This is a genomic window from Streptomyces swartbergensis (assembly GCF_002148965.1).
Taxonomy (GTDB): domain Bacteria; phylum Actinomycetota; class Actinomycetes; order Streptomycetales; family Streptomycetaceae; genus Streptomyces; species Streptomyces swartbergensis.
Window position 1 is genome coordinate 1 of the sequence record NZ_NGFN01000104.1, and the last position, 23,632, is coordinate 23,632.

A 23,632-nucleotide genomic window follows, 5' to 3' on the forward strand; every position below is an offset into this window, starting at 1 on the left:
GGCGCTGTTCCTCCCCGCGGGAGGCTCCTGCCCCGCGTATGACATCCCGGCTACTGCAGCGCTACTTGAACGACCCGCGCCGACGGCGGCGGACTCGCATGTCCCGCAAGACTTTCGAGGTGCGTGGAAACCCCCATGCCTGGCGCCGGGGACGCGGCTGCCGGCTGTGCGTAGCGCCAGCCCTGTAGATCATCATTTGTCGCCCCGTGTCCCCGCATGGGAAGCACGGTCAATCTAGACCATCGGGGCCCTCCTGAAGAGAGGTGTGTGTGGAATTTGTGCTCAAGATTTGAAGCCGCGTCCACGGACCGGTGACCGCCCGCGGGTGCGCCGACGGTGAAGGCGTGCCTTGTGACCTGTGATGACGGGAGTGGGGAAGCCCTAAGGGACTGTAAGGACTTGGCTCCCGGCATTGAGCGGCCCTGTTCGCTCCGTCGACTCTGTGTGCTCCCGGGCCGCAGACAAGGGAGTTCCGATGGCCACACCGACCACCACCGAGCGTGCGCCGAAGCCGCGCCGCGACGAACGCAGGGTCGTCAGCAACATCGTGCGCGGATCGATCGGCAACCTGATCGAGTGGTACGACTGGTACGCGTACACCGCGTTCAGCGTCTACTTCGCCTCCGTCTTCTTCCCCTCCGGCGACCAGACCGCCCAACTGCTGAACACCGCCGCGGTGTTCGCCGTCGGTTTCCTGATGCGGCCGATCGGCGGCTGGGTCCTGGGCCGCTACGCCGACCGCCGTGGCCGCCGCGCGGCGCTGACCCTGTCGGTGACGCTCATGGCGGCCGGTTCCCTGATCGTCGCGCTGACCCCGTCGTACGGCTCGATCGGGGTCGCCGCGCCCGTACTACTGGTCGCCGCGCGGCTGCTGCAGGGGCTCTCGGTGGGAGGTGAGTACTCGACCTCCGCCACGTACATGTCCGAGGTGGCCTCGCCCGGCCGTCGCGGCTACTACTCCAGCTTCCAGTACGTCACCCTCATCGCCGGCCAGCTGACGGCGCTCGGCCTGCAGATCGTCCTGCAACAGGTGCTCAGCGCCGCGCAGATGGAGGCCTGGGGCTGGCGGATCGCGTTCGTCGTCGGCGCCGCGGGGGCGGTGGTCGTGCTGTGGCTGCGGCGCGGCATGGACGAGTCCGAGAGCTTCGAGCGCGCCGCGTCGGAAGGCGAGGAGGAGCACAGCGGCCCGGCCCGCGGCAGCCTGCGGCTGCTGCTGTCCTACCCGCGGCAGTGCCTGGTCGTCGTCGGGCTGACCATGGGCGGCACGCTGTTCTTCTACACGTACACCACCTACCTGCAGAAGTTCATGGTCAACACCAGCGGCATCGCCAAGCCGACGGCGGCCTGGATCAACTTCTTCGCGCTGCTGGTGTTCGTCGTGCTCCAGCCGGTCATGGGCCTGCTCTCCGACCGGGTGGGGCGGCGTCCCCTGCTGATCGCGTTCGGGGTGCTGGGCACCGTGGTGGTGGTGCCCTCGCTCACCCTGCTGTCGCACACCAGCGACCCCGTGTACGCGTTCCTGCTCATGGTCGTGCCGCTGGCCGTCAGCTCCCTGTACACCTCGATCAGCGCGGTGGTGAAGGCCGAGCTGTTCCCGACCTCGATCCGGGCGCTCGGCGTCGGCCTGCCGTACGCACTGACCGTGGCCGTGTTCGGCGGGACCGCCGAGTACGTCGCCCTCTGGTTCAAGAACGCTGGACACGAGAACTGGTACTTCTACTACGTCACCGCCTGTGTCCTGATCTCGCTGCTCGTCTACATTCGGATGCGCGAGACCTCCGACGCGTCGCCGCTGGACGAGGACGATTCCCGGTCTCGCGGCTGACGAGGCGGGAAGGAGGCGACCGTGCGGGTGCTGCTGGCCGAGGACGACGACGGTGTGGCGGGCGCGCTGACCGAGGCCCTGTACGACAACGGCCACCTGCCTGCCCGGGTGCGGCGCGGCGAGGACGTGCTCGCCCGCCACCGTCAGGCGGACCTGCTGCTGCTCGACCTCGGCCTGCCCGACCTGGACGGTCTGGAGGTGCTGCGCAAGCTGCGCGCGGTCAGCGCCCTGCCGGTGGTGGTGCTCACCGCGCGGGGCGACGAACGGTCCGTGGTGCGCGGTCTGCGGCTGGGCGCCGACGACTACCTCGTCAAGCCGGTCCGGCTGGCCGAGTTGCTGGCCCGGATCGACGCGGTCACCCGGCGGGCCGCGGCGCTCTCGGCTCCGGCGCCGCGCACGGTGCGTGCCGGGGACGTCGAGGTGGACCTGGACGCCCGCCGCGTACTGGTCGGGGGCGCGGAAGTGCGGCTGACCACCAAGGAGTTCGAGGTCCTCGCCGCGCTGGCGGCCCGGGCCGGCACGGCGGTCAGCCGCCAGCAGCTGATGGACGAGGTGTGGGGCGACGCCTTCCTCGCCGTGTCCCGCTCGCTCGACGTGCACCTCACCCAGGTGCGGGCCAAGCTCGGCCGCCCCCGGGTGCTGACCACCATCCGCGGCTTCGGCTACCGCTTCGGCGACTGAGCCGGTTCTCACGGCAGGCCCTGTTCATGCGCACTCGCGTCCTCACCGTGGTCCTGGCCTTCGCGGTCCTGGCCGTGGCCGGCTTCGCCGTCCCGCTGCTGGCCGTCACCGCCGCGCAGCGCACCCAGCAGCTCGTCGCGACGCGCACGGCCGACCTCGACCGTTTCGCCGGGCTGGCCGAGCAGGCCGCCGAGAGCGACGACACCGGCGCGCTCACGGCCGACGTGCGCCGCTACACCGAGCTGTACGGCGAGGCCGTCGTGGTCGTCGACGCCCGCCGCGCCCCGGTGGTGCAGACGGGCGGCCTGCGCGCCACCGACCCGGCCGTCGCCCGGCTCGTCGACGCGGCGCTGCGCAACCAGCCCGTCTCGCCCGGAGGGACGCTGCGGCCCTGGTCCCGGGCCGACCGGCTGCTCGCCCGCCCCGTGGGCACGGGCACCAGGGTGTCCGGCGCTGTGGTGCTGCGGGTCTCGGTGCGGGCCGCCGCGGAGGACATCGCCCTGCGCTGGGCGCTCGTCCTGGCCGGCGCGGGCCTGTTCGCCGTGGCCTGTGTGCTGCTCGCCCGCCGGGCCACGCACTGGGTCGTACGGCCGCTGCACCGCCTCGACCGCGCGGTCGGCACGCTGGCCGCCGGCCTGCCGCCCGAGCACGCGCGGGCCGGCGGCCCGCCGGAGCTGCGCCAGCTGGCCACCGGCTTCAACCGCATGGCCGACGCGATCACCACCGCGCTGGAACAGCAGCGCCGGCTGGTCGCCGACACCTCGCACCAACTGCGCAACCCCCTGGCCGCCCTGCGACTGCGCATCGACTCGCTCCAGCCCCACCTGCGCACCTCGGCCACCCGCACCTACACCGGGGTGACGGCCGAACTCGAACGCATGGAGCACCTCCTCGACGACCTGCTCACCCTGGCGAACGCCGAGCACCGCGCCGGCGAACTGGCCGTCACGGACGCGCGGGAATCATGCTGCGACGCGACGGCGGTCGCCGCGGCCCAGGCCCGGCTGTGGCAGCCGGTGGCCGAACAGACCGGAGTCCACCTGGAGTTCGTCCCCGGCCCGGCCGTCCTCATGGCGTGTCCGGAGGGAGAGCTGGCCCAGGTGGCCGACATCCTCTTCGACAACGCGATCAAGTACGCGGGGAGCGGCGCCCGCGTGGAGGCACGCTGCTTCACCGAGGGCGCGGACGCGGTGTTCGAGGTACAGGACGACGGACCGGGTCTGGACACCGGCGAACTCCCCCGGGCGGGCACCCGCTTCTGGCGCTCGGAACGCCACCGCGAGGTACGCGGCAGCGGCCTCGGCCTGGCGATCGCCGAGCGACTGGTGGCCGGTCACGCCGGACACGTCGAGTTCACGGCGGCCGAACCGCACGGCCTGCGCGTCCGGGTCGTCCTCCCGAAGGGGCACACGGCATGACCGGCCCCACCCGCCCCACGACCCGCCGCACCGCCTTGCGCGCCGCCCTCGGCGCGGCGGGCACCGGCCTGCTCGCGGGTTCCGCGGCGGCGGACGCACGACACGCGGACAGCGGCCCGAGCGGAGATCTGCGGATCGCGACCGGCGAACCCGACGGGTTCTACGCGGCCTTCGGCCGACTGCTCGCGGCCCAGGTCACGGCCGCCTACCCCCGGCTGTCCTGCGAGGTGGTCCGCAGCGAGGGCAGCGTGGCCAACGTACGGCTGCTCCAGGCCCGCCGGGCCGAGGTGGCGCCGGCCCTGTCGGACATCGCGTGGGCGGCGTACGGCGGCGCCGCGCCGTTCGACCGCCGCGTCCCGCTGCGCGCGATCGGCAGGGTCTACGAGAACTACGTCCAGCTGGCCGTGCGCTCCGGTGCGCCCATCCACACAGTGGCCGACCTGGCGGGCCGCACCGTCTCGCTGGGCGCGCCCGCGTCCGGCGGTGCCGTGCTGGGCGACCGTCTGCTGCGCGTCGCGGGCCTGACCCCCGGCACCGACGTACAGGTCCGGCATCTGCTGATGCCGCAGGCGGCCCGAGCGCTGCGGGCCGGCGCGATCGACGCCCTGCTGGTCGCGGGGGGCGTCCCGCTCCCCGTACTGTCCGGGCTCGACGCCCGTCCCGGCATCCGCCTGCTGCCCCTGTCCGGCCTGCTGCCCCGGCTGCGCGCCGGTCTCGGCCCGGCAGGATCGGGTCTGGAGGCGGTGACGGTGCCGGCCGGGGCGTACGGGCGGAACCCCGAAGTCCGCACCATCGGCGTCGCCAACCTCCTGCTCTGCCGCCCCGACCTCCCTGTCCCCGTCGCCGCCGCCCTCACCCACGTCCTGGTCCGCCGGGCCGGCCGCCTCGTCCCCGCCGCGGCCCTGGGCACCCAGTTCCTCGACGCCCGCAGCCTGATCTCCACGGGCGCCGTCCCCCTGCATCCGGGGGCGGTCGCCGCCTATCGCGAACTGCACGGCTAGCAGCCCCTCTTGAGGTGACACGCGCGGCGGCGGGCTAGGATCCCGGCCATGGCGCTGACCATGAACGACGTGGACCGGTTCGAGGCAGCCAGGCCCCGCCTGGAGGCCATCGCCTACCGTCTCCTCGGTTCCGCGAGCGAGGCCGAGGACGCCGTGCAGGAGACCTTCCTGCGCTGGCAGGCCGCCGACGTCGACCGCATCGARGTCCCCGAGGCCTGGCTGACGAAGGTGCTCACCAACCTGTGCCTCAACCAGCTCACCTCGGCCCGCGCGCGGCGAGAGACCTATGTGGGCCAGTGGCTCCCCGAGCCGGTCCTCGCCGGGGACCCCATGCTGGGCCCGGCCGACACCGCCGAACAGCGGGAATCCGTCTCGTACGCGGTCCTCGCCCTGCTGGAGCGTCTTTCCCCGAACGAGCGGGCGGTGTACGTCCTGCGGGAGGCGTTCGACTACCCGCACCGGGAGATCGCCGCGATCCTCGACATCACCGAGGCCGCCAGCCAGCAGATCCTTCACCGCGCCAAGAAGCACGTCGCGGACGGCAAGGCCCGCACCGAGGTCGACGAGGCCGCCGCCCGGCGGATCGTCGACGAGTTCCTGGCGGCCGCCACCAGTGGCCGGACCGAGCCGCTCGTGCGGCTGCTCACCCAGGACGCCATCTCGGTCGGCGACGGCGGCGGGAAGGTCCCGGCGCGCGCCAAGGCGTTCGAGGGTGCTCTCGCGGTCGCGAAGTTCCTGCGGGGCCTGTTCAAACCGGGCAAGGCCAAGCGCGCCCTGATCGGCGGCTCACCGGACATCTACGCCACGATCGCCAACGGCGACCCGGCCCTCGTCGTGGTCCTCGACGGCCGTGTCATCGGCATCACGTGCCTGGAGGTCACCGCCGAGGGCATCGCCGCTGTCCGCAGCCAGGTCAATCCCGACAAGCTCGAACGCGCGACCAGGCGGTGGGCGGCCACCGAGCACGGCGATCCCCTGCTCAGGGTCTTCTGATCCCGCCGACCATGATGTGACGTGCTTCACACCGTGTTCCTGTCAGGAAACGGCGGGCTGCCCGGTTCAGGGTGCGAGTCCCGCTCAAGACAGGAGCCCGGAAATGCAGCACCGCATCGTCGTCCTCGGAGCCGGATACACCGGAGCCATCGCCGCCGGCCGCCTCGCCAGGCGGCTGCGCCGTGAAGACGTCGCCATCACCCTCGTCAACGCCGAACCCGACTTCGTCGAGCGCGTCCGGATGCACCAGCTCGCGGCCGGCCAGGATCTCGAGCCCCGACCCCTCAGCGAGATGTTCGCGGGCACCGGCGTCGAACTGAAGCTCGCGAAGGTCACCGGCGTCGACGTCGACCGCAGGACCGTCGCCGTAGTCGACGCGAACGGCTCCGCGGCGCCGGAGACCGAGGAGCTGGAGTACGACACCCTCGTGTACGCCCTCGGGAGCGGCTGGAACGACAAGGGCGTCCCCGGCGCCGCCGAGCACGCCCACCAGATCGCCGGCCGCCCCGGCGCACTGCGGCTGCGCGAGCGCCTGGCCCGCCTGGACGCCGGAGAGTCCGTCGTCGTGGTCGGCGGCGGACTGACCGGCCTGGAGGCCGCGACCGAGATCGCCGAGGTCCGCACGGACCTCGACGTCGCCCTCGCCGCCCGCGGCGAGCTCGGCGACTGGCTCTCGCCCAAGGGCCGCCGGCATCTGCGGAAGGTCTTCGGCAAGCTCGCCATCACCGTCCACGAGCACGCCTCCGTCACCGGCGTCGAGGCCGACCACGTCACCACCGCCGACGGCGGGACGATCCCGGCCGCGGTCACCGTGTGGACCACCGGCTTCGCCGTCCACCCGATCGTGAAGGCCACCACCCTGGACGTCACCGACACCGGCCGGATCGTGGTCGACGGGACCATGCGCTCGGTCTCGCACCCGGACGTGTACGCCATCGGAGACGCGGCCCTGGCCATGGGCCCCGGCGACAAGCCGCTGCGGATGTCGTGCGCCTCCGGCACCCCCATGGCATGGCAGGCCGCCGACGCCATCGCGGCCCGCCTGACCGGCGGGAAGCTCCCGAACGCGCCGCTGCGCTACTTCAACCAGTGCATCTCGCTGGGCCGCAGGGAAGGGCTGATCCAGTACGTCACCGCCGACGACCGCGCCGTCCGGGCGGCCCTGACGGGCCGGCTCGCCGCCGTCTACAAGGAACTGATCTGCAAGAGCGCGGCCTGGGGCGTCGCCAACCCGACGCTCGGCCTGCCGACCCGCCGCCGCCACGTCGTACGGCAGCCGGCCCGCGCGGGCTCGCCGGCCGGGACAGCGGCCTGACTCGCACGGCGGCCATCCCGGTCCTTCCCTCAGCCCCGCATCCCGAACAGGAAACGCGTCACCCTCGCCCTGCGCACCAACAGCTCGTACACCGCAAGCGTCAGGGCGAGGGAGATCGTCACCAGTACCGCGTACCCACGAAGTAGGCGACGGCGACGACGATCGGCTGGTGGAGGACGTACAGCGGAAGTACGGCGGCGGCGAGGTACCCGTAGATGCGCTGACGCGCTGTCGGAGCCGTCGGACCCAGGGGCCCTGATGCTGTTGGCGGGGGCGCTCCCCATAGTGATCACTCCCGTCAGGGGTACTCCGTCCTCTGGGAGGAACCGAGAGAGGACGGCCATGGCGCGGATCACCGGGGAAACCGCTGACAGCGCTGTCGACATCCACTTCATCGGCAACGCCACCGTTCTGTTGCGCTACGGAGAGCTCACCCTGCTCACGGATCCCAATTTCCTGCACCGGGGGCAGTACGCCTACCTCGGGTACGGGCTGCTGAGCCGCCGCCTGACCGAGCCGGCTGTCGACATCCCGGAGCTCCCCCGCCTCGACGCCGTCGTCCTGTCGCATCTGCACGGGGACCACTGGGACCGCCGGGCTCGTCGGCACCTGGACCGCACAGTGCCGGTCCTGACCACTCCGCATGCCGCGCGCCGCCTGCGGACGGTGCACGGCTTTCACGGCACGGCGGGCCTCCGCACCTGGCAGGGGCTCACCCTCCAGCGCGGCGGCGTACAGGTCCGGGTCACGGCGCTGCCGGGCCGGCACGCCGGCCGGCGCGTGCTCCGCGGTCTGCTGCCGCCGGTCATGGGCAGCATGCTGGAGTTCGGTCCCGTGCGCGGACCGGCTCGGCTGCGCCTGTACGTCTCGGGCGACACACTGGTGTACGACGGTCTCGACGAGATCGCCCGGCGTTTCCCGTCCGCCGACCTGGCCGTCCTCCACTTGGGCGGTACCCGCCTCCCCGGCGGCTTTGTGGTGACCATGGACGGCGCACAGGGAGCGGAACTGGCCCGGCGCCTCGCCCCGCGGCTGATCCTGCCCGTCCACTACGAGGACTACACGGTGATGCGCTCGCCGCTCTCCGCGTTCCTCGCCGAGATCGACGCCGCCGGGCTCGGCGACCGGCTCGTCCACTGCCGCCACGGACAGCGTGCCCGGCTCACCACCGCCCCGGGGGCGACGCCCACGGTCCTCTGATCGACTCCCCACTTCCGGAAAGCGCCACATAAGTGCCACCGGATGTGTGCACGCGCCCTCGGCGACCGCAGTGACGGGGTGAGACCCAGGTGGCAGGGGTCCGATCCGGGTGGGAGCGTGAGAAGTCGGACGAACCCCGTCTGGCCGGACATCTCCGGCCGTCACCCGCCATGCAACGGAGGGCCCCATGTCGTTGGTCGAGAAACTGCTCGATGCCTACCCCGCCGAGACCGGAATGCCGCCCAAATTGCTGGGCGAGGCGGTCGACAAGCTGTACGAGTGCGCGGGTGTCTGTCTCACCTGCGCCGACGCGGCCGCCGCCGAGCAGGACCCGGAAAAGATCGTGCTGTCCATCAAGTGCGTGCGGCTCGACAACGACTGCGCCGACCTGTGCACGGTCGCCGCCCGGATCCTGGCCCGGCAGACGGGCTACGACGCGCCCACGACCATGGCGATCATCGACGCGACGCGCACCGTCCTGCGCGCGAGCGCGGACGCCGCCGAGGAGTTCAAGGGCACCCCGTACTTCGAGCTGTCCGCGAGGGCCTGCCGCGAGACGGAACGGCTGCTCGGCCGGCTGGTCGAGCAGATGGGCTCGAGCGAGGCGGGAAGGGAGTACCCCACCTCACCGCCCAGTGCCACGACCCCTGCCGGAGCGTCCATGAGCGGCGGAGCTCAGGCGCCGGAGCAGACGGACGTGTCCGAGGAGCGACTGCGCGAGATGAGCGTGGAGGAGCTGCGCGAGAAGGCCCGCGAGAAGGGACTCAGCGGGGTTCACGACATGCGCAAGGCCGAACTGATCGACGCGCTCAGCGGCAAGCGCGGCTCGTAAGCGCGCGAGTTCGAGGAGGAGGCTCCAGCGTCGGGCGCCGAGCTCAGCAGGGGCGTCCGGACGTGGGCCGCCCTGCCGCCCGGGCCTGCGGTGCCCGGGCGACATCTCAGGATCACGCGGACGCCCCTACTGGGACCGGTCACGCCCCGGTCGCGTCTCGATAACGGCCGGTCGCTGCTGGGCGGCCCTGACGCGGTCGACGTCGAGCTTGTCGGTGCGGTCGAAGCGGTAGACGCCGTTCTGCTCCTGGAAGACGTCGGTGAGCTGGGTGTAGCAGTAGCCGAACATGCCGGGGTCGTCCAGCAGGACGCCGACCAGGCCGGCGAAGCGCCGCTGCCACTCCTCCTCGGTGCGCGGGCGTTCCCCGTAGCCCCAGGAGGCGGTGTTGTCGTCACCCGTGGCGTCAGCGGCGTCCGGGTCCCACCAGATGCCGCCGAACTCGCTGATGAAGTAGGGCTGACCCCGATAGGGGAGCGAGAAGGGTTTGCTTGATCGACACGCCCGCGTGCTCTGCCACGTCCTTGAGGCGGACATCCCCCATGAAACGGGTCTTCTTAGCGGACGGCGGACGGCGGACGGCGGACGGCGGACGCGGGGAGACTACAACGTTGCCGCACAGGATTCCCGGGCGCGTTCAGCGAGACGGCGGTTCCACCACGCGGGACGTGCAACCGCGATCGCCCTCAGCCGGCGGTGTTCCGCATGCTGGGCGGCGGCGAGGAGAGGAACGAGCGGAAGGGCCAGCAGCGGCAGGCGCCGGGGAGCGGAGTCGTTCTCCAGGATCAGGGCGGCGACGGCCGCGGCACAGGAGAGATACAGGATCGGGTTGTAGTACGGCATGAGCCGTGGACCGAGTCCCTCGCAGTCCGTGAGCCACGGGATCCCCAGCCGGGTCCGCCTGTGCGGCCAGCCCGTCAGGTGGGCGGTCACCGCGGCGAGGCTGACGCTGTTGAGCACGGTGAACGCGCGATCGTAGGCGGCCGGCCGGTTGCCCGCCGCATGCCAGGCCGTTCCCGTACCGATGGCCCACGCGGTCGCCGCGGGGACGGGGCCGAGAAAGGACGCGAAGGGCATCCCGACTCCCGCGGCCAGTTCGAAGAAGACGTGTCCGGCCGTGGCGACTGTGGTGACTCTCGTCAAGGGCCGACGTCGTCGTGCCGCCTGGTGCATGCCCGCACCTGCTTCCTCCTGGCTGTTCCCCTTCTTCCCTCCCGGTTTCCCCGGACTCGTCTTCCCTCACCGTGCGGGGGAAGCCGGTACGTCCGCCCCCGCGCTGAGCACCGGAGGCATTCGGCCGGTCGGATCCCGGTTCACCACGCCGAGAAAGGCCCCTGGGACGGCGTGAACGTACAGAGGCGTTTATCGGTTGGCCGCGAGATTCCTGTCGATCCTCTCGTGGAGCGCGATTCCGAGGGAAACGGACACGTTGAGAGACTCGGTCTGGCTCATCATGGGGATGGAAACCGAGGCGGAAGACGCTTCCTCGAACAGGTCGGAGGGCCCGCCCTTTTCGCTGCCGAACAGCAAGGCCAGCCGGTCCGGATTGTTCCCGAGTTCCTTCACGGAAATATCGCCGTCCGCCTTGAGCGTCATCAGTGGCATACCGCTGTCCCGAATGAAGGCGATGGCCTCCTCGCGGCCGGAGAGAACGACGGGAAGGGAGAAGACGTAACCTCGGCTGGCCCTTTGCAGACGCCGGTCCGCGATGCTGGTGATATCACTGTCGACCAGGATGATCCCCGACACTCCGAGCGCGAGCGACGTTCGTACTATCGCGCCGATGTTCCCGACGATCTTCACCCCGTCGAGAACGACGACGTCCCCGCTCCGGCTTGCGATATCGCTGAACCTGGCCGGGCGGGGGAGGCGGGCGATGCCGAACGTCTTGGCCTTCCGCTCCCCCTTGAACAACTGGTTGACGATCGAGGAGTCGATGAGGCGGACCGGTATGTTCTGCCGCCTGCACTCATCCAGCAACTCAGTTGGAAAAGGACTGCTGTCGCTGCCGTAGACCTCGATGAACTCCACCCCGGCCGCGATGCTGTGCATGAGGGGCTCGACGTCCTCGATCAACGTCGTCTTTATGCTGGATCGCGAAGGCTTGGTGACATCGATGATCCGCTGCACCGCGGGATCGGACGGATTTGCGATGGTGTCCAACTCAGTCATGGTCGTCCTACCGGCTGCTGTGTTCAGTGACGTGACGCGATTCCTGGGGTGCGACGCCCTGCGTGACGATGGCGGATGGCTGCCCTGACCGGGCAATCACAAACGCAAGGGGAAGTCGTCGCTAGCTGGCAAGGCTCCCCGTTCTTCCCCGTCCGAGGCCCGCGCGGTCGATCCCCGCGCATGAGGTATTCGCCCTGATCATACATTTCTGGGCTGCGCCGAGCCAATCTGCTGGTGTCGTACTCGCAGGATCGCCTACGGGTGGAAGCCCGCCTCGCCCTCGACGCGGACGCCCGTCTCCTCCCCGGGGCGGACCCGAATCGGGCCCGCCACACGGATGCCGATGGGTGTGTCGTGGCCGTCGACAGCCACGGTGACCATGGCGTCGTGGCCGTAGTACGAGACGTCGGTGACCGTCCCTCGGACCACGCCGACGGAGTCCTCGTCGGTGAGGCGGAGTTGTTCCGGACGGAGCAGGACCGTGCCGGCGCGGAGGCCGCCGGGCGGGGCGGCGAGGGTCACCGTGCCCAGGGCGGTCCGGGCGGTGTTGTCGGCGCCGACGGTGCCGGGGAGCAGGACGGCGTCGCCTACGAAGCCGGCGATCCAGGGATCCGCCGGGCGCCGGTAGAGGTCCTGCGGAGTGGCGCACTGGGCGACCCGGCCGTCCCGTACGACGGCGACGAGGTCGGCGGTGGACAGGGCCTCCTGCTGGTCGTGGGTGACGAGCACGGCCGTGGCGCCGGTCGCCCGCAGCGCGGAGCGTACGTCCGCCCGTACTCCCGCCCGCAGTGCGCTGTCGAGGGCGTTGAACGGCTCGTCGAGCAGGACGAGTTGAGGTCGTGGGGCGAGCGCGCGGGCCAGGGCGACGCGCTGTTGCTGGCCGCCGGACAGCTCGTGGGGCATGCGGTCGCCATATCCGGTGAGGCCGACCAGTTCGAGCATCTCGTCCTTGGTGCGCCGCCGTTCGCAGCGGTCGGCACCGGTCAGGCCGAAGGCGACGTTGCGGGCCACGCTCAAGTGCGGGAAGAGGGCGCCCTCCTGGGGCACGATGCCGATGCGGCGGCGCTCCGGCGGGACGTGGACGCCGGGCCCGTTCAGCAGGCGGCCCCCCAGCCGGACGGTGCCGGTGTCGGCGCGCAGGAACCCGGCGACGATCCGCAGCATGGTGGTCTTGCCGCAGCCGGAGGGGCCGAGGACCGCCGCCAACGTGCCTGAGGGGACGATGAGTTCGAGTCCTCGCAGGATCAACTCCCCCTCTTCGTAGGACTTGGTGAGCCCTTCGACATGCAGTTCGTTCATGTCCGGTGCCTGCCTAGGAGGTACGAGGGGACGGCGGCCAGCAGGATCAGCGCGGCTGCGTACGGGGCGGCGGCCGCGAAGGAGCCGGCGCCGGTCTCGGTCCACAGCCGGGTGGCGAGTGTGTCCATGCCGGTGGGACGCAACAGCAGGGTCGCCGGCAGTTCCTTCATGCAGACCACGAAGGTGAGCGCGGCCCCGGCGGCCACACCGGGGGCGGCCAACGGCACGGTGACCTCGCGCAGCACCTGCCACGGCCGTCGCCCGAGTGAGCGGGCCACGTCCTCCAGGACGGGCTGCGCCTGGAGGACGGCCGCGCGGGTGGCGGCCACCGCCACCGGCAGGAACAGCACGGCGTAGGCACAGATGAGCAGCGGGAGTTGCTGGTACAGCGGGTAGGCGTAGCGCACGGCGAAGAACACCAGGGCGAGCGCGACCGTGATGCCGGGCAGCGCGTGCCCCGCGTACGCCGCCTGTTCCAGCAGACGGGCGCCGCGGCCCCGGTGCCGGGCGGCGATCACCCCGACCGGCAGGGCGAGGACGGTGGTGAGGCCGGCGCCCGCCGCCGCGACTGCGAACGTCGCCCAGGCCGTCTCCGCGAGCCCGCCGAGGTCCCGGCCGGCCGAGCTGCCGACGGCCAGCCAGTACCCGAGGGTGCCCAGCGGGAAGGCGACGGCCACGGCCGCCACCGCCCCGCACCACAGCAGGGCGAGCGGACGCCACCGGCCGAGGGTGACCGGGAGAGCCGGGCGGGCGGTGCCCGTTCCGGTCCTGGCGTGCCCGGCGCGTCCTCGCGTGCGGGCCTCGGCGGCCACCAGGACGACGGTCATCACGACCAGCACGACGCTGAGGGCGGCGGCAGGGGTCCGGTCGAAGGAGGCGCGGTACGAGGTGTGGATGGCCCGGGTGAAGGTGTCGTACCGCATCAGGGACACCGCGCCGAAGTCGGAGAGCACGTACAGCGCGACGAGCAGCGCTCCGCCCGCGGCCGCCGGTCGCAGCTGCGGGAGCGTGACCCTGACGAACGTCCGCAGCGGTCCGTGCCCCAGGGAGCGCGCCACCTCCTCCTGCGCCGGGTCGATGCCCCGCAGGGCGGCGGCGACCGGCAGATGGACGTACGGGAAGCTGACCAGTGTCAGCGCGAGGGCGGCGCCGCCGAACCCGGCGAGGTCCGGCTCGGCCGACAGCCAGGCGAACGCGGCCACATAGCTGGGCACGGCCAGCGGCAGCGTGGCCAGCACCGACCAGGCGCGGGCTCCGGGCAGTGCGGTGCGCACGGTCAGCCAGGCCAGCGAGATCCCCAGGACGAGGCAGGCCGCCACGACCACGACGGTCAGGCCCAGGCTGCGGCCGAGGAGTTCCAGGGTGCGTTCGTCGGAGACGACGTCCCAGGCGAAGGCCGGGCCGCGTTCCAGGGCGCGGACGGCGAGGTAGCCCAGGGGCAGCAGGGCGAAGAGGGCGGCCACGCAGGCGGGGACGAGCAGGACCAGGGGTGGCCTGCGGCCGGCCGTACGCGCTCTTCGCGGCATACGGGAGGGCGTACGCGTCCGTCGGGACGTGGACGGCGAGGTGGGCACGGCGGGTCAGACCAGTCCGACGTCCTGGAGCATGGCCAGCGTCTCCTGGAGGGATGCCAGCTTGCCGAGGTCGATGTCGGGGGACTCGAGCGACTCGAACGCGGGCAGCTCCTCCACGCTGCTGGTGACGCCCGCGGCCAGCGGGTACTCCTTCGTCCTGTCCGCGAAGTAGGTCTGCGCCTCCTTCGACAGCAGGTAGTCCACGGCCTTCTGGGCGGTCTCGCTCTGTCCGCTCTCCTTGAGGATTCCCGCGCCTGCGACGTTGACGAGCGCGCCGGGGTCCTCGCCGGGCAGGAAGTGCAGCTTGGAGTTGACCTTGTCCTCGCCCTTCTCGGCGACGCGCTCGTACCAGTAGTAGTGGTTGACCAGGCCGAGGGAGACCTCGCCGGCTTCGACGGCGTCCAGGGTGGCGAGGTTGTGGGCGTACGTCCTGGCGCCGTTCGCCTTGAGCTCCTGGAGCCACTCGCGGGTGGCGTCGTCGCCCTTCAGGACGCGCATACCGGTGACGAAGGCCTGGAAGGAGGCGTTGGTCGGCGCGAAACCGACCTTGCCCTTCCACTCCGGCTTGACGACGTCGAAGACACTGTCCGGAACCTCGTCCTCGCCGACCTGGTCCGGGTTGTACGCGATGACACGGACGCGTCCCGAGAGGCCGACCCAGTCACCGCCGGAGCCGCGGTACGCCTCGTCGACCTGGTCGAGGGTGGCCGAAGGCAGCTTCCGCAGCATGCCCTCCTTGGACAGGGCGCCCAGAGCTCCGGCGTCCTGGGAGAAGAACAGCCCGGCCTTGGTGCGGTCGCCCTCCTCCAGGATCTGGGCGGCGAGCTCCGCGCTGTCGCCGTACCGCACCTCGACCTCGGCGCCGACGGCCTTCTCCAGCTTGTCCAGAAGTGGCTTGACGAGCTTCTCGTTGCGGCCGGAGTAGATGACGAGGGAGGAGGCGTCGCCCTCGCCCCCGCTGTCCTTGTCGCCGGAGCCGCACGCCGCGAGGGCGGGGAGCAGCACAGTGGCCGTGACCAGTGCGGTCATCCGGCGAACCGAGGGGCGTCGCATGGTGTGTGTGCCTTCCTGCAGGACTCGCCTGTACGCCGCCGGTCACCTCGGGTGGGGAGCGGGAGACGAAGTGATCCTGTGGCTTCGCTGTGGCTTGATTATGACCCTGTTATGAATAAGGTAAAGCTAACCTAAACGTCAAGGGCTCCGTGCTGAGCGGACATTGCCGCGGAAAGGGCGCGCCCCGTGCTTCACCCCTCCAAAACCCTCCCGGCCTCGCCCCCCGCGCTCTCCTCCGTTCCGGCTCCCCCCGCACGAGGCGCGCTGCGGCTGCCCGCCGTCCCGGTCTCGCCTCCGGTTCCTTCGGGGCCTCCGGTGCCTTCGGGGCCTTCGGTGCCTTCGGTCTCACCGCCATGGCCGAACGGCGYGCCGTTCGCGCGCGGACTCGTGGCGTACGGCGACCGGGTCGCGCTCATCACGCGGGAGGGAGAGCTGTCGTACCGCGAGCTGGCCGGGCGGGTGGCCGACACCGCCGAACGCCTCGGATCCGTGCGGCGGTTGGTGCTGCTGGCCGGGGCCAACCGCGTCGACGCGCTCGTCACGTATCTGGCCGCCCTGTCCGCCGGACACCCCGTCCTGCTCGTCCCCGGTGACAGCGAGAGCACGATCCGCTCGCTGACCGAGGCGTACGCGCCCGACGTCGTGGCCCGCCCGGAGGCCGATGGGACATGGACCCTCGCCGAAAGACACCGCACCGGCGTCCACACCCTCCACCCGGACCTCGCCCTGCTGCTGAGCACCTCCGGCTCCACCGGCTCGCCCAAGCTGGTGCGGCTCTCCCACGAGAACCTCCAGGCCAACGCCGAGTCCATCGCCACGTACCTCGGCATCGACGACACCGACCGGGCGGCCACCACGCTGCCCATGCACTACTGCTACGGCCTGTCCGTCATCCACAGCCATCTGCTGCGCGGCGCCGGGCTGATCCTCACCGAGCGGTCGGTGTCCGAGGCGGCCTTCTGGGACGAGTTCCGCGCCGGGCGCGGCACCTCGCTGGCGGGCGTGCCGTACACCTTCGACCTGCTCGACCGGATCGGCTTCGAGGACATGGAGCTGCCGCACCTGCGCCGCGTCACCCAGGCAGGGGGCCGGCTCGCCCCCGAACGCGTCGCCAGGTACGCCGAGTCGGGGCGCCGCTCGGGCTGGCAGCTGTTCGTGATGTACGGCCAGACCGAGGCCACGGCCCGCATGGCCTACCTCCCGCCGCAGCTCGCCGCGGAGCGCCCCGAGGCCGTCGGCGTACCGATACCCGGCGGCTCGTTCCGGCTGCTGCCGACCGACGGCCACGGTCCGGACGTCGGCGAACTGCTCTACTCGGGACCGAACGTGATGCTCGGTTACGCCGAGAGCCCGGCCGACCTCGCCCTCGGCCGGACCGTGGAGGAACTGCACACCGGGGACCTGGCCCGGCGCGCGCCCGACGGGCTGTACGAGATCGTGGGCCGCCGTAGCCGCTTCGCGAAGATCCTGGGGCTGCGGATCGACCCGCAGCGCGTCGAGTCGCTGCTGGAGGAGCACGGGATCACCGCGTACTGCGCGGGCGACGGGGAGGCGCTCGCGGTGGCCGCGCTCGGGCATGCCGAGGAACAGGCACGGATCCGGCGGCTGGTCGCGGAGGAGTGCGGGATCCCGCCTCGCGCGGTACGGGTCCGCGTCCTCGACCGACTCCCCCACCTGGCCACGGGCAAGCCCGACTACGAGGCGGTACGGCGGTTGACGCGCCCCGCCCAGGAGGCACCACCCGGCCCCGGCCAGGATCTCCTCGATCTCTACGCGGAGATCCTCGACCACGCCGACGTCACCGAAGACAGCAGCTTCGTCAGCCTGGGCGGTGACTCACTGTCCTACGTCGAGATGTCGCTGCGCCTTGAGGATTCCCTGGGCCGCCTGCCCACCGACTGGCACAGGAGAACGATCCGCGAGCTGCGGGCCATGGCGGCACCCGCATCGGAGCGAACGGAAGGGCAGAAGGAGCGGCCCGAGCCGCGACGGGCCCGCCCGGCGCCGGGACTGCGCGGGGCGCTGCGCTCCTGGACCACCCCGGAGTCCTGGCGGACCCGCCGCACTCTGGAGACCGGCATCGCCCTGCGCGCCGTCGGGATCGTCCTCATCGTCGGCTCGCACGTCCAGGTCTTCGAGATCAAGGGCTTCGCCCACATCCTCATCTGTGTCGCCGGGTACAACTTCGCCCGCTTCCAGCTGACCGGCACCGAACGCCGCGAACGTCTGCGGCACATGGGGCGCAGCATCGCCCGCATCGCGGTACCGAGCATGGTGTGGATCACCGGCGCGGTGCTCCTGACCGACTTCTACGACCCGGCCAACGCGGTGCTGCTCAACAGCCTGCTCGACCAGGGGAACGACCGGTTCGACTGGGCCTACTGGTTCGTGGAGGCTTTGGTCTACTTCCTCGTCGTCCTCGCCGCCCTCATGGCCGTGCCGCTGCTGGACCGGCTGGAGCGGCGGTACACGTTCGGCGTGCCGCTGGCGCTCACGGCCGTCGGCCTGATCGGCCGCTACGACCTGCTGGGCCTGGCGTCCGCGCGTCCGCAGCTGAGCCCCACGGTGGTCTTCTGGCTGTTCACCCTGGGGTGGGCGGCGGCGCGGGCCGAAACCGTACGTCGACGCGTGCTGCTGACGGCGTTGCTGCTGCTCACCCTGCCCGGCCTGTTCCAGGACCAGCCCCTGCGCACGACCCTCGTGATCGCCGGCCTGGCGCTGCTGATCTGGGTACCGGCCCTGCCCAGCCTCAGCCCGCTCAACGCACTCGCCGGCGTCCTGGCGAGCGGTTCCCTCTACATCTACCTGACGCACTACCAGGTCTACCCCTACCTCCAGGAGGACTTCCCGCTCACCGCCCTGTTCGCCTCCCTCGCCGTCGGCATCGGCTACGCGGCGGTCGTGACCCGGGTGACGCGGAGGGTCCGGTGGCTGTGACCGCAGCCGTTCGCCGGCCGCAGTCGTACACCGACGCCCCCGCCCGGCTCGAACCCACCGTCCTGATCGCCGCCGACGGCTACCTCTTCAAGGGCACCGCGCACGACCGCCGCGAGGCCGCACTCGAACTCGCCCAGGCCCCGCCCGGACGGAGCCGTCTGCCGGAGGAGTGAGCCGATCCGCGCCGGGTCCGGCTCGCCGGGGGCGGAGTCGAGGTGGTCACACACCTGGCCGGATGCTGCCCTGGAAGACCGAGGTGAACGCGTCGCCCTTCAGCCGCATCAGGGGCTTGCAGGCGATGACCAGCACGGCCACTGCCACCGTGGAGGCGATCAGCGCGCCAGCCAGGGCTCCCACCGGCAGATCGTCGGTTACAGGTCCGCCGGAGGACCGCGCCACGTCGGAAGGCCCCCTGACGTCGACCGCCGACAGCGGCCGACGGCGCGGCGGTCAGCTCGAGAACGGGTTCAGCTTGCGGTCGCGTCCTTGGTCAGCGCGTCCATGAGGAGGTCGACGAGTCGACGGGCCTGCTCTTCGGTGCCGTGCTGCACGGAATAGGCGATGCCCCCCATGAGGAGCAGGACCTCGTCGGAGGTGACGTCGGTTCGCAGGCTGCCGTCCCGGCCGCCGGCCTCGAGGAGAGAGGCGACGGCGTCGGTGAGCAGTGCACGGCTGTCGGCGTACGGGTCGACTCCGGAGGCGATGACCGCGTTGAGTGCTGCGGACATACCGCTCTTGGCCGTGGCGTAGTCGATGAAGTGCTCCATCCACATCCGGGTGGCCTCGGCGGCCGGGTGCCGGGCGAGCAGGTCGGCTGCCTTCTCGCACACGCGGGTGAGCTGGTGCCGGTAGGCGGCGTCGATGAGGGCTTCTCGGGTCGGGAAGTGCCGGTAGAGCGTGCCGACACCGACGCCCGCCTGCTTGGCGATGGCGGCCGGCGCGGTGTCCAGCCCCTGCTCGGCGAAGACCTGAGCGGCGACCTCCAGCAGACGTGCCCGATTCTGCAGCGCATCGCTCCTGGTCCGGCGGGGGGCGGCGGGCATGCGGGTCCCTTCGGTGCCTCTCTCCGATTGCATTCCGGAATGCGTTCCGTTTAACTAACCGGAACGCATTCCGGTAACACTCTACTCCGGGAGACTCCCATGCCCACCCCCTCCGACAGGGCCGTACGCCACTGGTTCGTCACCGGAGCCTCCGGCGGCCTGGGCCGGCACCTCACCGAGCACGCCCTTCGGCGTGGCGACCGCGTCACGGCCACGGTCCGTCGCCCCGCAGCTCTGGAAGACCTGCGCGAGACGTACGGCGACCGGCTGACCGTCGAGATCCTCGATCTCACCCGGCCTGCCGACGTCGACGAGGTGGTCGGCAGGACTCTCCGGTCCGGACCGGTGGACATCGTGGTCAACAACGCCGGATACGCAGTCGTGGGCGCCGCCGAGGAGATGACCGTCGAACAGGTCCGCGACCAGATCGAGGTCCTCCTGCTCGCTCCGATGCTGATCACTCGGGCCTTCCTGAAGCCGATGCGTGAGCAGGGCGGAGGCCGGATCATCCAGATCTCCAGCATGGGCGGCCAGATCGGCGCCCCCACACACAGCTCCTATCACGCGGGCAAGTGGGGGCTGGAAGGCTTCACCGAGAGCGTCAGCCGCGAAGTCTCCGACTTCAACATCCACCTCACTCTGGTCGAGCCCGGCGCCACCCGCACCGGCTTCGCATCGGCCCTGCGCTACACCACCGAGACGGCCGCCTACCGCCACAACGCCGTCGGGCGGACGAGGCGTTACCTGGAGACCGCCGACGACAGCGTCTTCACCGGCGACCCGGCCAAGCTCGCCGCCGCCGTCTACGACACCACCCGCCACCCCAACCCGCCCCTGCGCCTCGCTCTCGGTTCCGACACCTACGACGCCATCCACACCGCACTCACCGAACGTCTCACCGCACTCGAAACCCAAAAGGACCTTGCGGCATCTGTCGCCTTCAACCGCTGACTCGACCCACCGACACGACAAGAAAGGCAGGCCTGCCGGCCCGCCGCCTTCCCGTCAGTCCAGTTCCGTCTCCAGCCACCGCAGGACGTCGGCCGTCACGGGGTCGGCGATGTCGGCGAACTCCGTATGGAAGAAGACCCATTGCTCACCGCGGTCGCGGTAGGCCGTCAGACCGGCACGCCGGCCGTCGACCAGGATCTCGTACCGGTGACGGGCGTCCACCCGCTCGACCACCGGAGCGGCGGAAGAGAGGGAGGAGGAAGGGGAGGAAGGGGAGAAAGACTCGGTCATGATGTGCCCTTCGCGGGAGGTCAGCGGCGCGGGGGGTTCCTGCGCGGGGTGATGACGGCGTTCGGCAGGGCCGGTGCGGGAAGACGGCCCCCCGGATAGCCCTCGACGGCGCCGAACCGGTCCGAGGACGCCTCCCAGTCGTCCCGGGCCCTGACGATGTCCTGGTGGCTGCGGCCGATGAAGTTCCACCACATGACGATCTCCTCCTCGAAGGGGGGACCACCGAGAAGGATCACCCGGGCCGGGCTGTCCGACTCGTTCACCACCGTCAGGGCGTCGGCGCCACAGGGGACATAGCCGAGTTCGGCCGGGCGCAGCACGGTGTCGGTCAGGCGGACGTCCCCGCTGTCCACGAGCAGGCCGTGCTCGAAGGCGGTGTCGACGGCGAGGGTGAGCACGGCATGCGGGTCGAGGGTGATCTCGGCGCCGACCAGGGGTGTGAAGGTCCGCACCGGGGACACGCTGCCGGCGAGCGAGCCCAGGAAGACCCGGATCTCGGCCCCGTCGGTCCGCACGGGTTCGGGAACGTGGTGCTGGAAGTCCCGGTCGGCGTTCCGGTGCTCCTCGGGCAGCGCCACCCACAGCTGGACGCCGTGGAGGACGGTGGTGCTCGGCGTGGAGACCTCCGAATGGGCGATCCCGTACCCGCCCGTCATGAGGTTCATCTCGCCGGGCCGGATCAGCGCGACGGTGCCCAGGCTGTCGCGGTGCTCGACCTCCCCGCTGAACAGCCAGCTCACCGTCTGGAGCCCGGTGTGCGGATGCGGCGCGACGTCCATGCCGCCGGCCGTGGGGACGTCGGTCGGGCCGTAGTGGTCCGCGAAGCACCAGGCACCGATCAGCGTCCGGCTCCGCTGGGGCAGCGTCCGCCGCACGCGCATGGCACGCGGACCGCCCAGGGGCACCTCCCGCGCCGACAGCACCTCGACCCGGGGAGCTCCGGCCGCCCGCCCGTCATCGACCAGGGCTCCGCACCTCAGCTCCGCAGGCTCGGTTTCCACATTGCTCACCGCGACCACCCTCCACCCACTCTAGTTGTTACATCAACTATCATGCCACGAGAGCAGACCGACAGCCATACGCATCCGACGTGCGGACCGGCCTCGAACCCCTGAAGGAGCCCCACAGTGAGCAATCCGCCGCCCGGATCCGCGCCGCGGAGGATCTTCCTGGACAAGCAGAGCCCCAAGGCCTTTCACGCCCTCCGGCAGACGTCGGAGGCGGTCCGCACCGTGGCCGCCGAGGCGGGAGTCGACCGCACGACCGTGGAGTTGATCAACCTCCGGGTGTCACAGATCAACGGCTGCGCCTACTGCCTGGATCTGCACACCAAGGCGGCCCTGCGCGGGGGTGAGTCCGCTCAGCGGCTGGGAGTGCTGACGGCCTGGCAGGACACCGACCTGTTCACCCGCACGGAGCGCGCGGCGCTCGCACTCGCCGAGGCGACGATCGACCCGGCGAACGCCGAGGCGCAGGCCTCCGCCTACGAAGCCGCGCGGCAGGTCCTCACCGACGACCAGATCTCCGCCGCGGCCTGGGTGGCGATCACCATCAACGCGTTCAACCAGGTCTCGATCATGAGCAAGCATCCGGTGCCGGCGCCCCGCGAGGCGTAGGCACTGCGTGATCGGCCGAGCGGTGACGGGCGGAGGCACTCAGTGACCGTCGAGCGGTGACGGCCGGCCGCCGGTGGCCCGTACTCGGCCTGCGCGGTACTCCCGAGCCAGGCATCACGCCTCCCCCGTCGGGCGTCCCGCTCGGTCAGGACACACTCTCGTCCAGCTTGCGCACGACGCGCTCGGAGATGTCGGCCAGCACCCGCAGTTCCGCCGGCGTGACATGGTCGAGGAACAGTTCCCGCACCGCCTCGACATGGAGCGGGGCAGCGGCCTCGATCGCCGCGCGCCCCGCCTCCGTGATCACCACGAAGGCGCCGCGGCCGTCGTCGGGGCACTCCTCCCGCACGACGAGCCCCCGCCCGGCCATCCGGGCGATGTGATGGGACATCCTGCTCTTCTCCCACTCCAGCGCACGGGCCAGATCCTGATAGCGCTGCCGCCCCTCCGGGACATCCGTCAGATTGACCAGCACAGCGAAGTCGGCAGCCGACAGCTTCGACTCCGCCTGGATCAACCGCGACAAGCGGCCCCAGAGCTTCTCGTGCAAACGGACAAAACTCCGCCACGCGTGCTGTTCTTCCGGCGTCAGCCACCGCACCGTCTCACCCATGGGGAAAGTGTAAACATGGTTGACATCTCATCGAACTGCGACGAGCCGCCGCCCACGGGCCGGCCGGGCCCATTCAGTCCACCTGGAACTGCGAGCCGTTCTCGGCCAGCCAGGCATCGAAGCTCCTGAGCGCCGGGTTCAGCTCCCGCAGCCGGTTCAGGTCGCGGGCGCCGGTGAACTCCCGGTCGAAGTCGCCGTAGTACTGGAACATGTTGCCGATCTCCTCGGCCGCCGGGATCTCGAGCGAACGGAAGACGTCGTAGGGCACGGACTGGAAGCGCACCGGCTCGCCGATCGCGGCGCCCAGCTTCTCCGCGTACCGGGTACCCGTGAGGTGGTCGCCGGCCAGGCCGACGGTCCGGCCGATGTACCGCTCGCCGCCCCTGAGGAGGGCGAAGGCCGTCCGGCCGATGTCCGCCACGTCCACCCCCGCCAGGAGTTTGCCGTCTTCCAGCGGCAAGGTCAGCGTCAGCACGCCGTCCTCGCCGCGTCGGGGGGCCAGCGCCTGCAGGAAGCCCTGGAAGAAGAAGGTGGTGTTCAGGAAGGTGGTCGGCACCCCGGCTTCCGTGAACAGTTGGTTGCCCTCGCCCTTGGCGTCGAAGTGGGGCACGTTGTACTTCCCCTGGAGGACGGGCATCCGGCCGTCCTCCAGCGACAGCAGATCGCGGGAGGAGTCAGTTGACGCATCAACCGCAATCCTCACACCGAGACAGTTGATGCGTCAACCTGTGGGAAGGCGTGGGTACGGGCCCCGGCGCGACCTGCGCGCCGGGGCCCGGGTGCCGGGTCAGCCGATGTGATCGGTCCATCCGACCTTGAGG

General features: G+C 71.2%; 23 protein-coding genes and 1 pseudogene. 12 read left to right on the forward strand and 12 right to left on the reverse strand.

The genetic code is table 11. The features are described from left to right. The first annotated feature begins 475 nt into the window (after positions 1–475). From CA983_RS18275 to CA983_RS47175, 8 genes are all read left to right on the forward strand, one after another. A complete protein-coding gene (locus CA983_RS18275; protein ID WP_086601973.1) occupies positions 476–1,825 on the forward strand; it encodes an MFS transporter in 1,350 nt (449 codons plus the stop codon). A gap of 21 nt (positions 1,826–1,846) precedes the next feature. After that, positions 1,847–2,506, forward strand: coding sequence for a response regulator transcription factor (locus tag CA983_RS18280; protein WP_086601974.1), 660 nt, complete (start codon positions 1,847–1,849; stop codon positions 2,504–2,506). Positions 2,507–2,532: 26 nt separating this feature from the next. After that, positions 2,533–3,924, forward strand: coding sequence for a sensor histidine kinase (locus tag CA983_RS18285; protein WP_086601975.1), 1,392 nt, complete (start codon positions 2,533–2,535; stop codon positions 3,922–3,924). Further along, the gene (locus CA983_RS18290; RefSeq protein WP_086601976.1) at positions 3,921–4,925 is read left to right on the forward strand and encodes a TAXI family TRAP transporter solute-binding subunit; all 1,005 of its coding nucleotides are present in this window, start codon (positions 3,921–3,923) and stop codon (positions 4,923–4,925) included. Before CA983_RS18285 ends, CA983_RS18290 begins: the two co-directional genes overlap by 4 nt. Before the next feature lie 48 nt (positions 4,926–4,973). Further along, on the forward strand, positions 4,974–5,918 hold the full coding sequence (gene sigJ / locus CA983_RS18295) for an RNA polymerase sigma factor SigJ (protein ID WP_086601977.1): 945 nt from the start codon (positions 4,974–4,976) through the stop codon (positions 5,916–5,918). 103 nt (positions 5,919–6,021) lie between these two features. Beyond that, complete coding sequence (locus tag CA983_RS18300; protein ID WP_086601978.1) at positions 6,022–7,233, forward strand: NAD(P)/FAD-dependent oxidoreductase; 1,212 nt, start codon at positions 6,022–6,024, stop codon at positions 7,231–7,233. A 342-nt stretch (positions 7,234–7,575) separates the two neighbouring features. Then, positions 7,576–8,433: an MBL fold metallo-hydrolase gene (locus tag CA983_RS18310; RefSeq protein ID WP_086601979.1), complete on the forward strand. Its 858-nt coding sequence runs from the start codon at positions 7,576–7,578 to the stop codon at positions 8,431–8,433. A gap of 187 nt (positions 8,434–8,620) precedes the next feature. Further along, on the forward strand, positions 8,621–9,265 hold the full coding sequence (locus CA983_RS47175) for a four-helix bundle copper-binding protein (protein WP_086601980.1): 645 nt from the start codon (positions 8,621–8,623) through the stop codon (positions 9,263–9,265). A 126-nt stretch (positions 9,266–9,391) separates the two neighbouring features. Here CA983_RS47175 and CA983_RS18320 read toward each other — a convergent pair. From CA983_RS18320 to CA983_RS18345, 6 genes and pseudogenes are all read right to left on the reverse strand, one after another. Next, positions 9,392–9,745 (reverse strand): annotated as a pseudogene (locus CA983_RS18320) (beta-galactosidase); the annotation flags it as partial. A 120-nt stretch (positions 9,746–9,865) separates the two neighbouring features. Next, positions 9,866–10,405 (reverse strand): hypothetical protein, encoded by a 540-nt coding sequence (locus tag CA983_RS18325; protein ID WP_086601981.1) that lies wholly within the window; start codon positions 10,403–10,405, stop codon positions 9,866–9,868. A 219-nt stretch (positions 10,406–10,624) separates the two neighbouring features. Continuing rightward, the gene (gene nshR, locus CA983_RS18330) at positions 10,625–11,434 is read right to left on the reverse strand and encodes an NshR/TsnR family 23S rRNA methyltransferase (RefSeq protein WP_086601982.1); all 810 of its coding nucleotides are present in this window, start codon (positions 11,432–11,434) and stop codon (positions 10,625–10,627) included. A gap of 255 nt (positions 11,435–11,689) precedes the next feature. Continuing rightward, the gene (locus CA983_RS18335) at positions 11,690–12,733 is read right to left on the reverse strand and encodes an ABC transporter ATP-binding protein (RefSeq protein WP_086601983.1); all 1,044 of its coding nucleotides are present in this window, start codon (positions 12,731–12,733) and stop codon (positions 11,690–11,692) included. Continuing rightward, positions 12,730–14,259 (reverse strand): ABC transporter permease, encoded by a 1,530-nt coding sequence (locus CA983_RS18340; protein WP_086601984.1) that lies wholly within the window; start codon positions 14,257–14,259, stop codon positions 12,730–12,732. The genes CA983_RS18335 and CA983_RS18340 overlap by 4 nt, the downstream gene beginning before the upstream one ends. A 54-nt stretch (positions 14,260–14,313) precedes the next feature. Next, positions 14,314–15,360 carry an iron ABC transporter substrate-binding protein gene (locus CA983_RS18345; RefSeq protein ID WP_086601985.1) on the reverse strand — a complete coding sequence of 349 codons (1,047 nt, stop codon included), beginning with the start codon at positions 15,358–15,360 and terminating at the stop codon, positions 14,314–14,316. Positions 15,361–15,747: 387 nt separating this feature from the next. Between CA983_RS18345 and CA983_RS18350 the strand changes: the two genes are divergently transcribed. Both CA983_RS18350 and CA983_RS45850 read left to right on the forward strand, forming a co-directional pair. Then, the gene (locus CA983_RS18350; protein WP_244206978.1) at positions 15,748–18,297 is read left to right on the forward strand and encodes an AMP-binding protein; all 2,550 of its coding nucleotides are present in this window, start codon (positions 15,748–15,750) and stop codon (positions 18,295–18,297) included. Next, positions 18,288–18,470: a hypothetical protein gene (locus CA983_RS45850; protein ID WP_143645508.1), complete on the forward strand. Its 183-nt coding sequence runs from the start codon at positions 18,288–18,290 to the stop codon at positions 18,468–18,470. Before CA983_RS18350 ends, CA983_RS45850 begins: the two co-directional genes overlap by 10 nt. Positions 18,471–18,516: 46 nt before the next feature. Here the strand turns inward: CA983_RS45850 and CA983_RS46240 are convergent, their stop codons facing one another. Continuing rightward, positions 18,517–18,654, reverse strand: coding sequence for a hypothetical protein (locus CA983_RS46240; protein WP_158101869.1), 138 nt, complete (start codon positions 18,652–18,654; stop codon positions 18,517–18,519). Between the two features lie 110 nt (positions 18,655–18,764). Further along, positions 18,765–19,340 (reverse strand): TetR/AcrR family transcriptional regulator, encoded by a 576-nt coding sequence (locus CA983_RS18355; protein WP_086601987.1) that lies wholly within the window; start codon positions 19,338–19,340, stop codon positions 18,765–18,767. Between the two features lie 99 nt (positions 19,341–19,439). Between CA983_RS18355 and CA983_RS18360 the strand changes: the two genes are divergently transcribed. Further along, positions 19,440–20,291: an SDR family oxidoreductase gene (locus tag CA983_RS18360; protein WP_086601988.1), complete on the forward strand. Its 852-nt coding sequence runs from the start codon at positions 19,440–19,442 to the stop codon at positions 20,289–20,291. A 54-nt stretch (positions 20,292–20,345) separates the two neighbouring features. Here the strand turns inward: CA983_RS18360 and CA983_RS47180 are convergent, their stop codons facing one another. After that, entirely contained in the window at positions 20,346–20,582 is a 237-nt protein-coding gene (locus CA983_RS47180) for a hypothetical protein (protein ID WP_086601989.1), read from the reverse strand. Between the two features lie 20 nt (positions 20,583–20,602). Then, a complete protein-coding gene (locus CA983_RS18370) occupies positions 20,603–21,592 on the reverse strand; it encodes a pirin family protein (RefSeq protein ID WP_086601992.1) in 990 nt (329 codons plus the stop codon). 117 nt (positions 21,593–21,709) lie between these two features. Between CA983_RS18370 and CA983_RS18375 the strand changes: the two genes are divergently transcribed. After that, positions 21,710–22,198, forward strand: coding sequence for a carboxymuconolactone decarboxylase family protein (locus tag CA983_RS18375; protein WP_086601990.1), 489 nt, complete (start codon positions 21,710–21,712; stop codon positions 22,196–22,198). 145 nt (positions 22,199–22,343) lie between these two features. Here the strand turns inward: CA983_RS18375 and CA983_RS18380 are convergent, their stop codons facing one another. Next, positions 22,344–22,811 (reverse strand): MarR family winged helix-turn-helix transcriptional regulator, encoded by a 468-nt coding sequence (locus CA983_RS18380; protein WP_086601991.1) that lies wholly within the window; start codon positions 22,809–22,811, stop codon positions 22,344–22,346. Between the two features lie 73 nt (positions 22,812–22,884). Continuing rightward, positions 22,885–23,514, reverse strand: a complete 630-nt coding sequence (locus CA983_RS18385) for an NmrA family NAD(P)-binding protein (protein WP_244206979.1) — start codon at positions 23,512–23,514, stop codon at positions 22,885–22,887. Positions 23,515–23,632 lie beyond the last annotated feature (118 nt).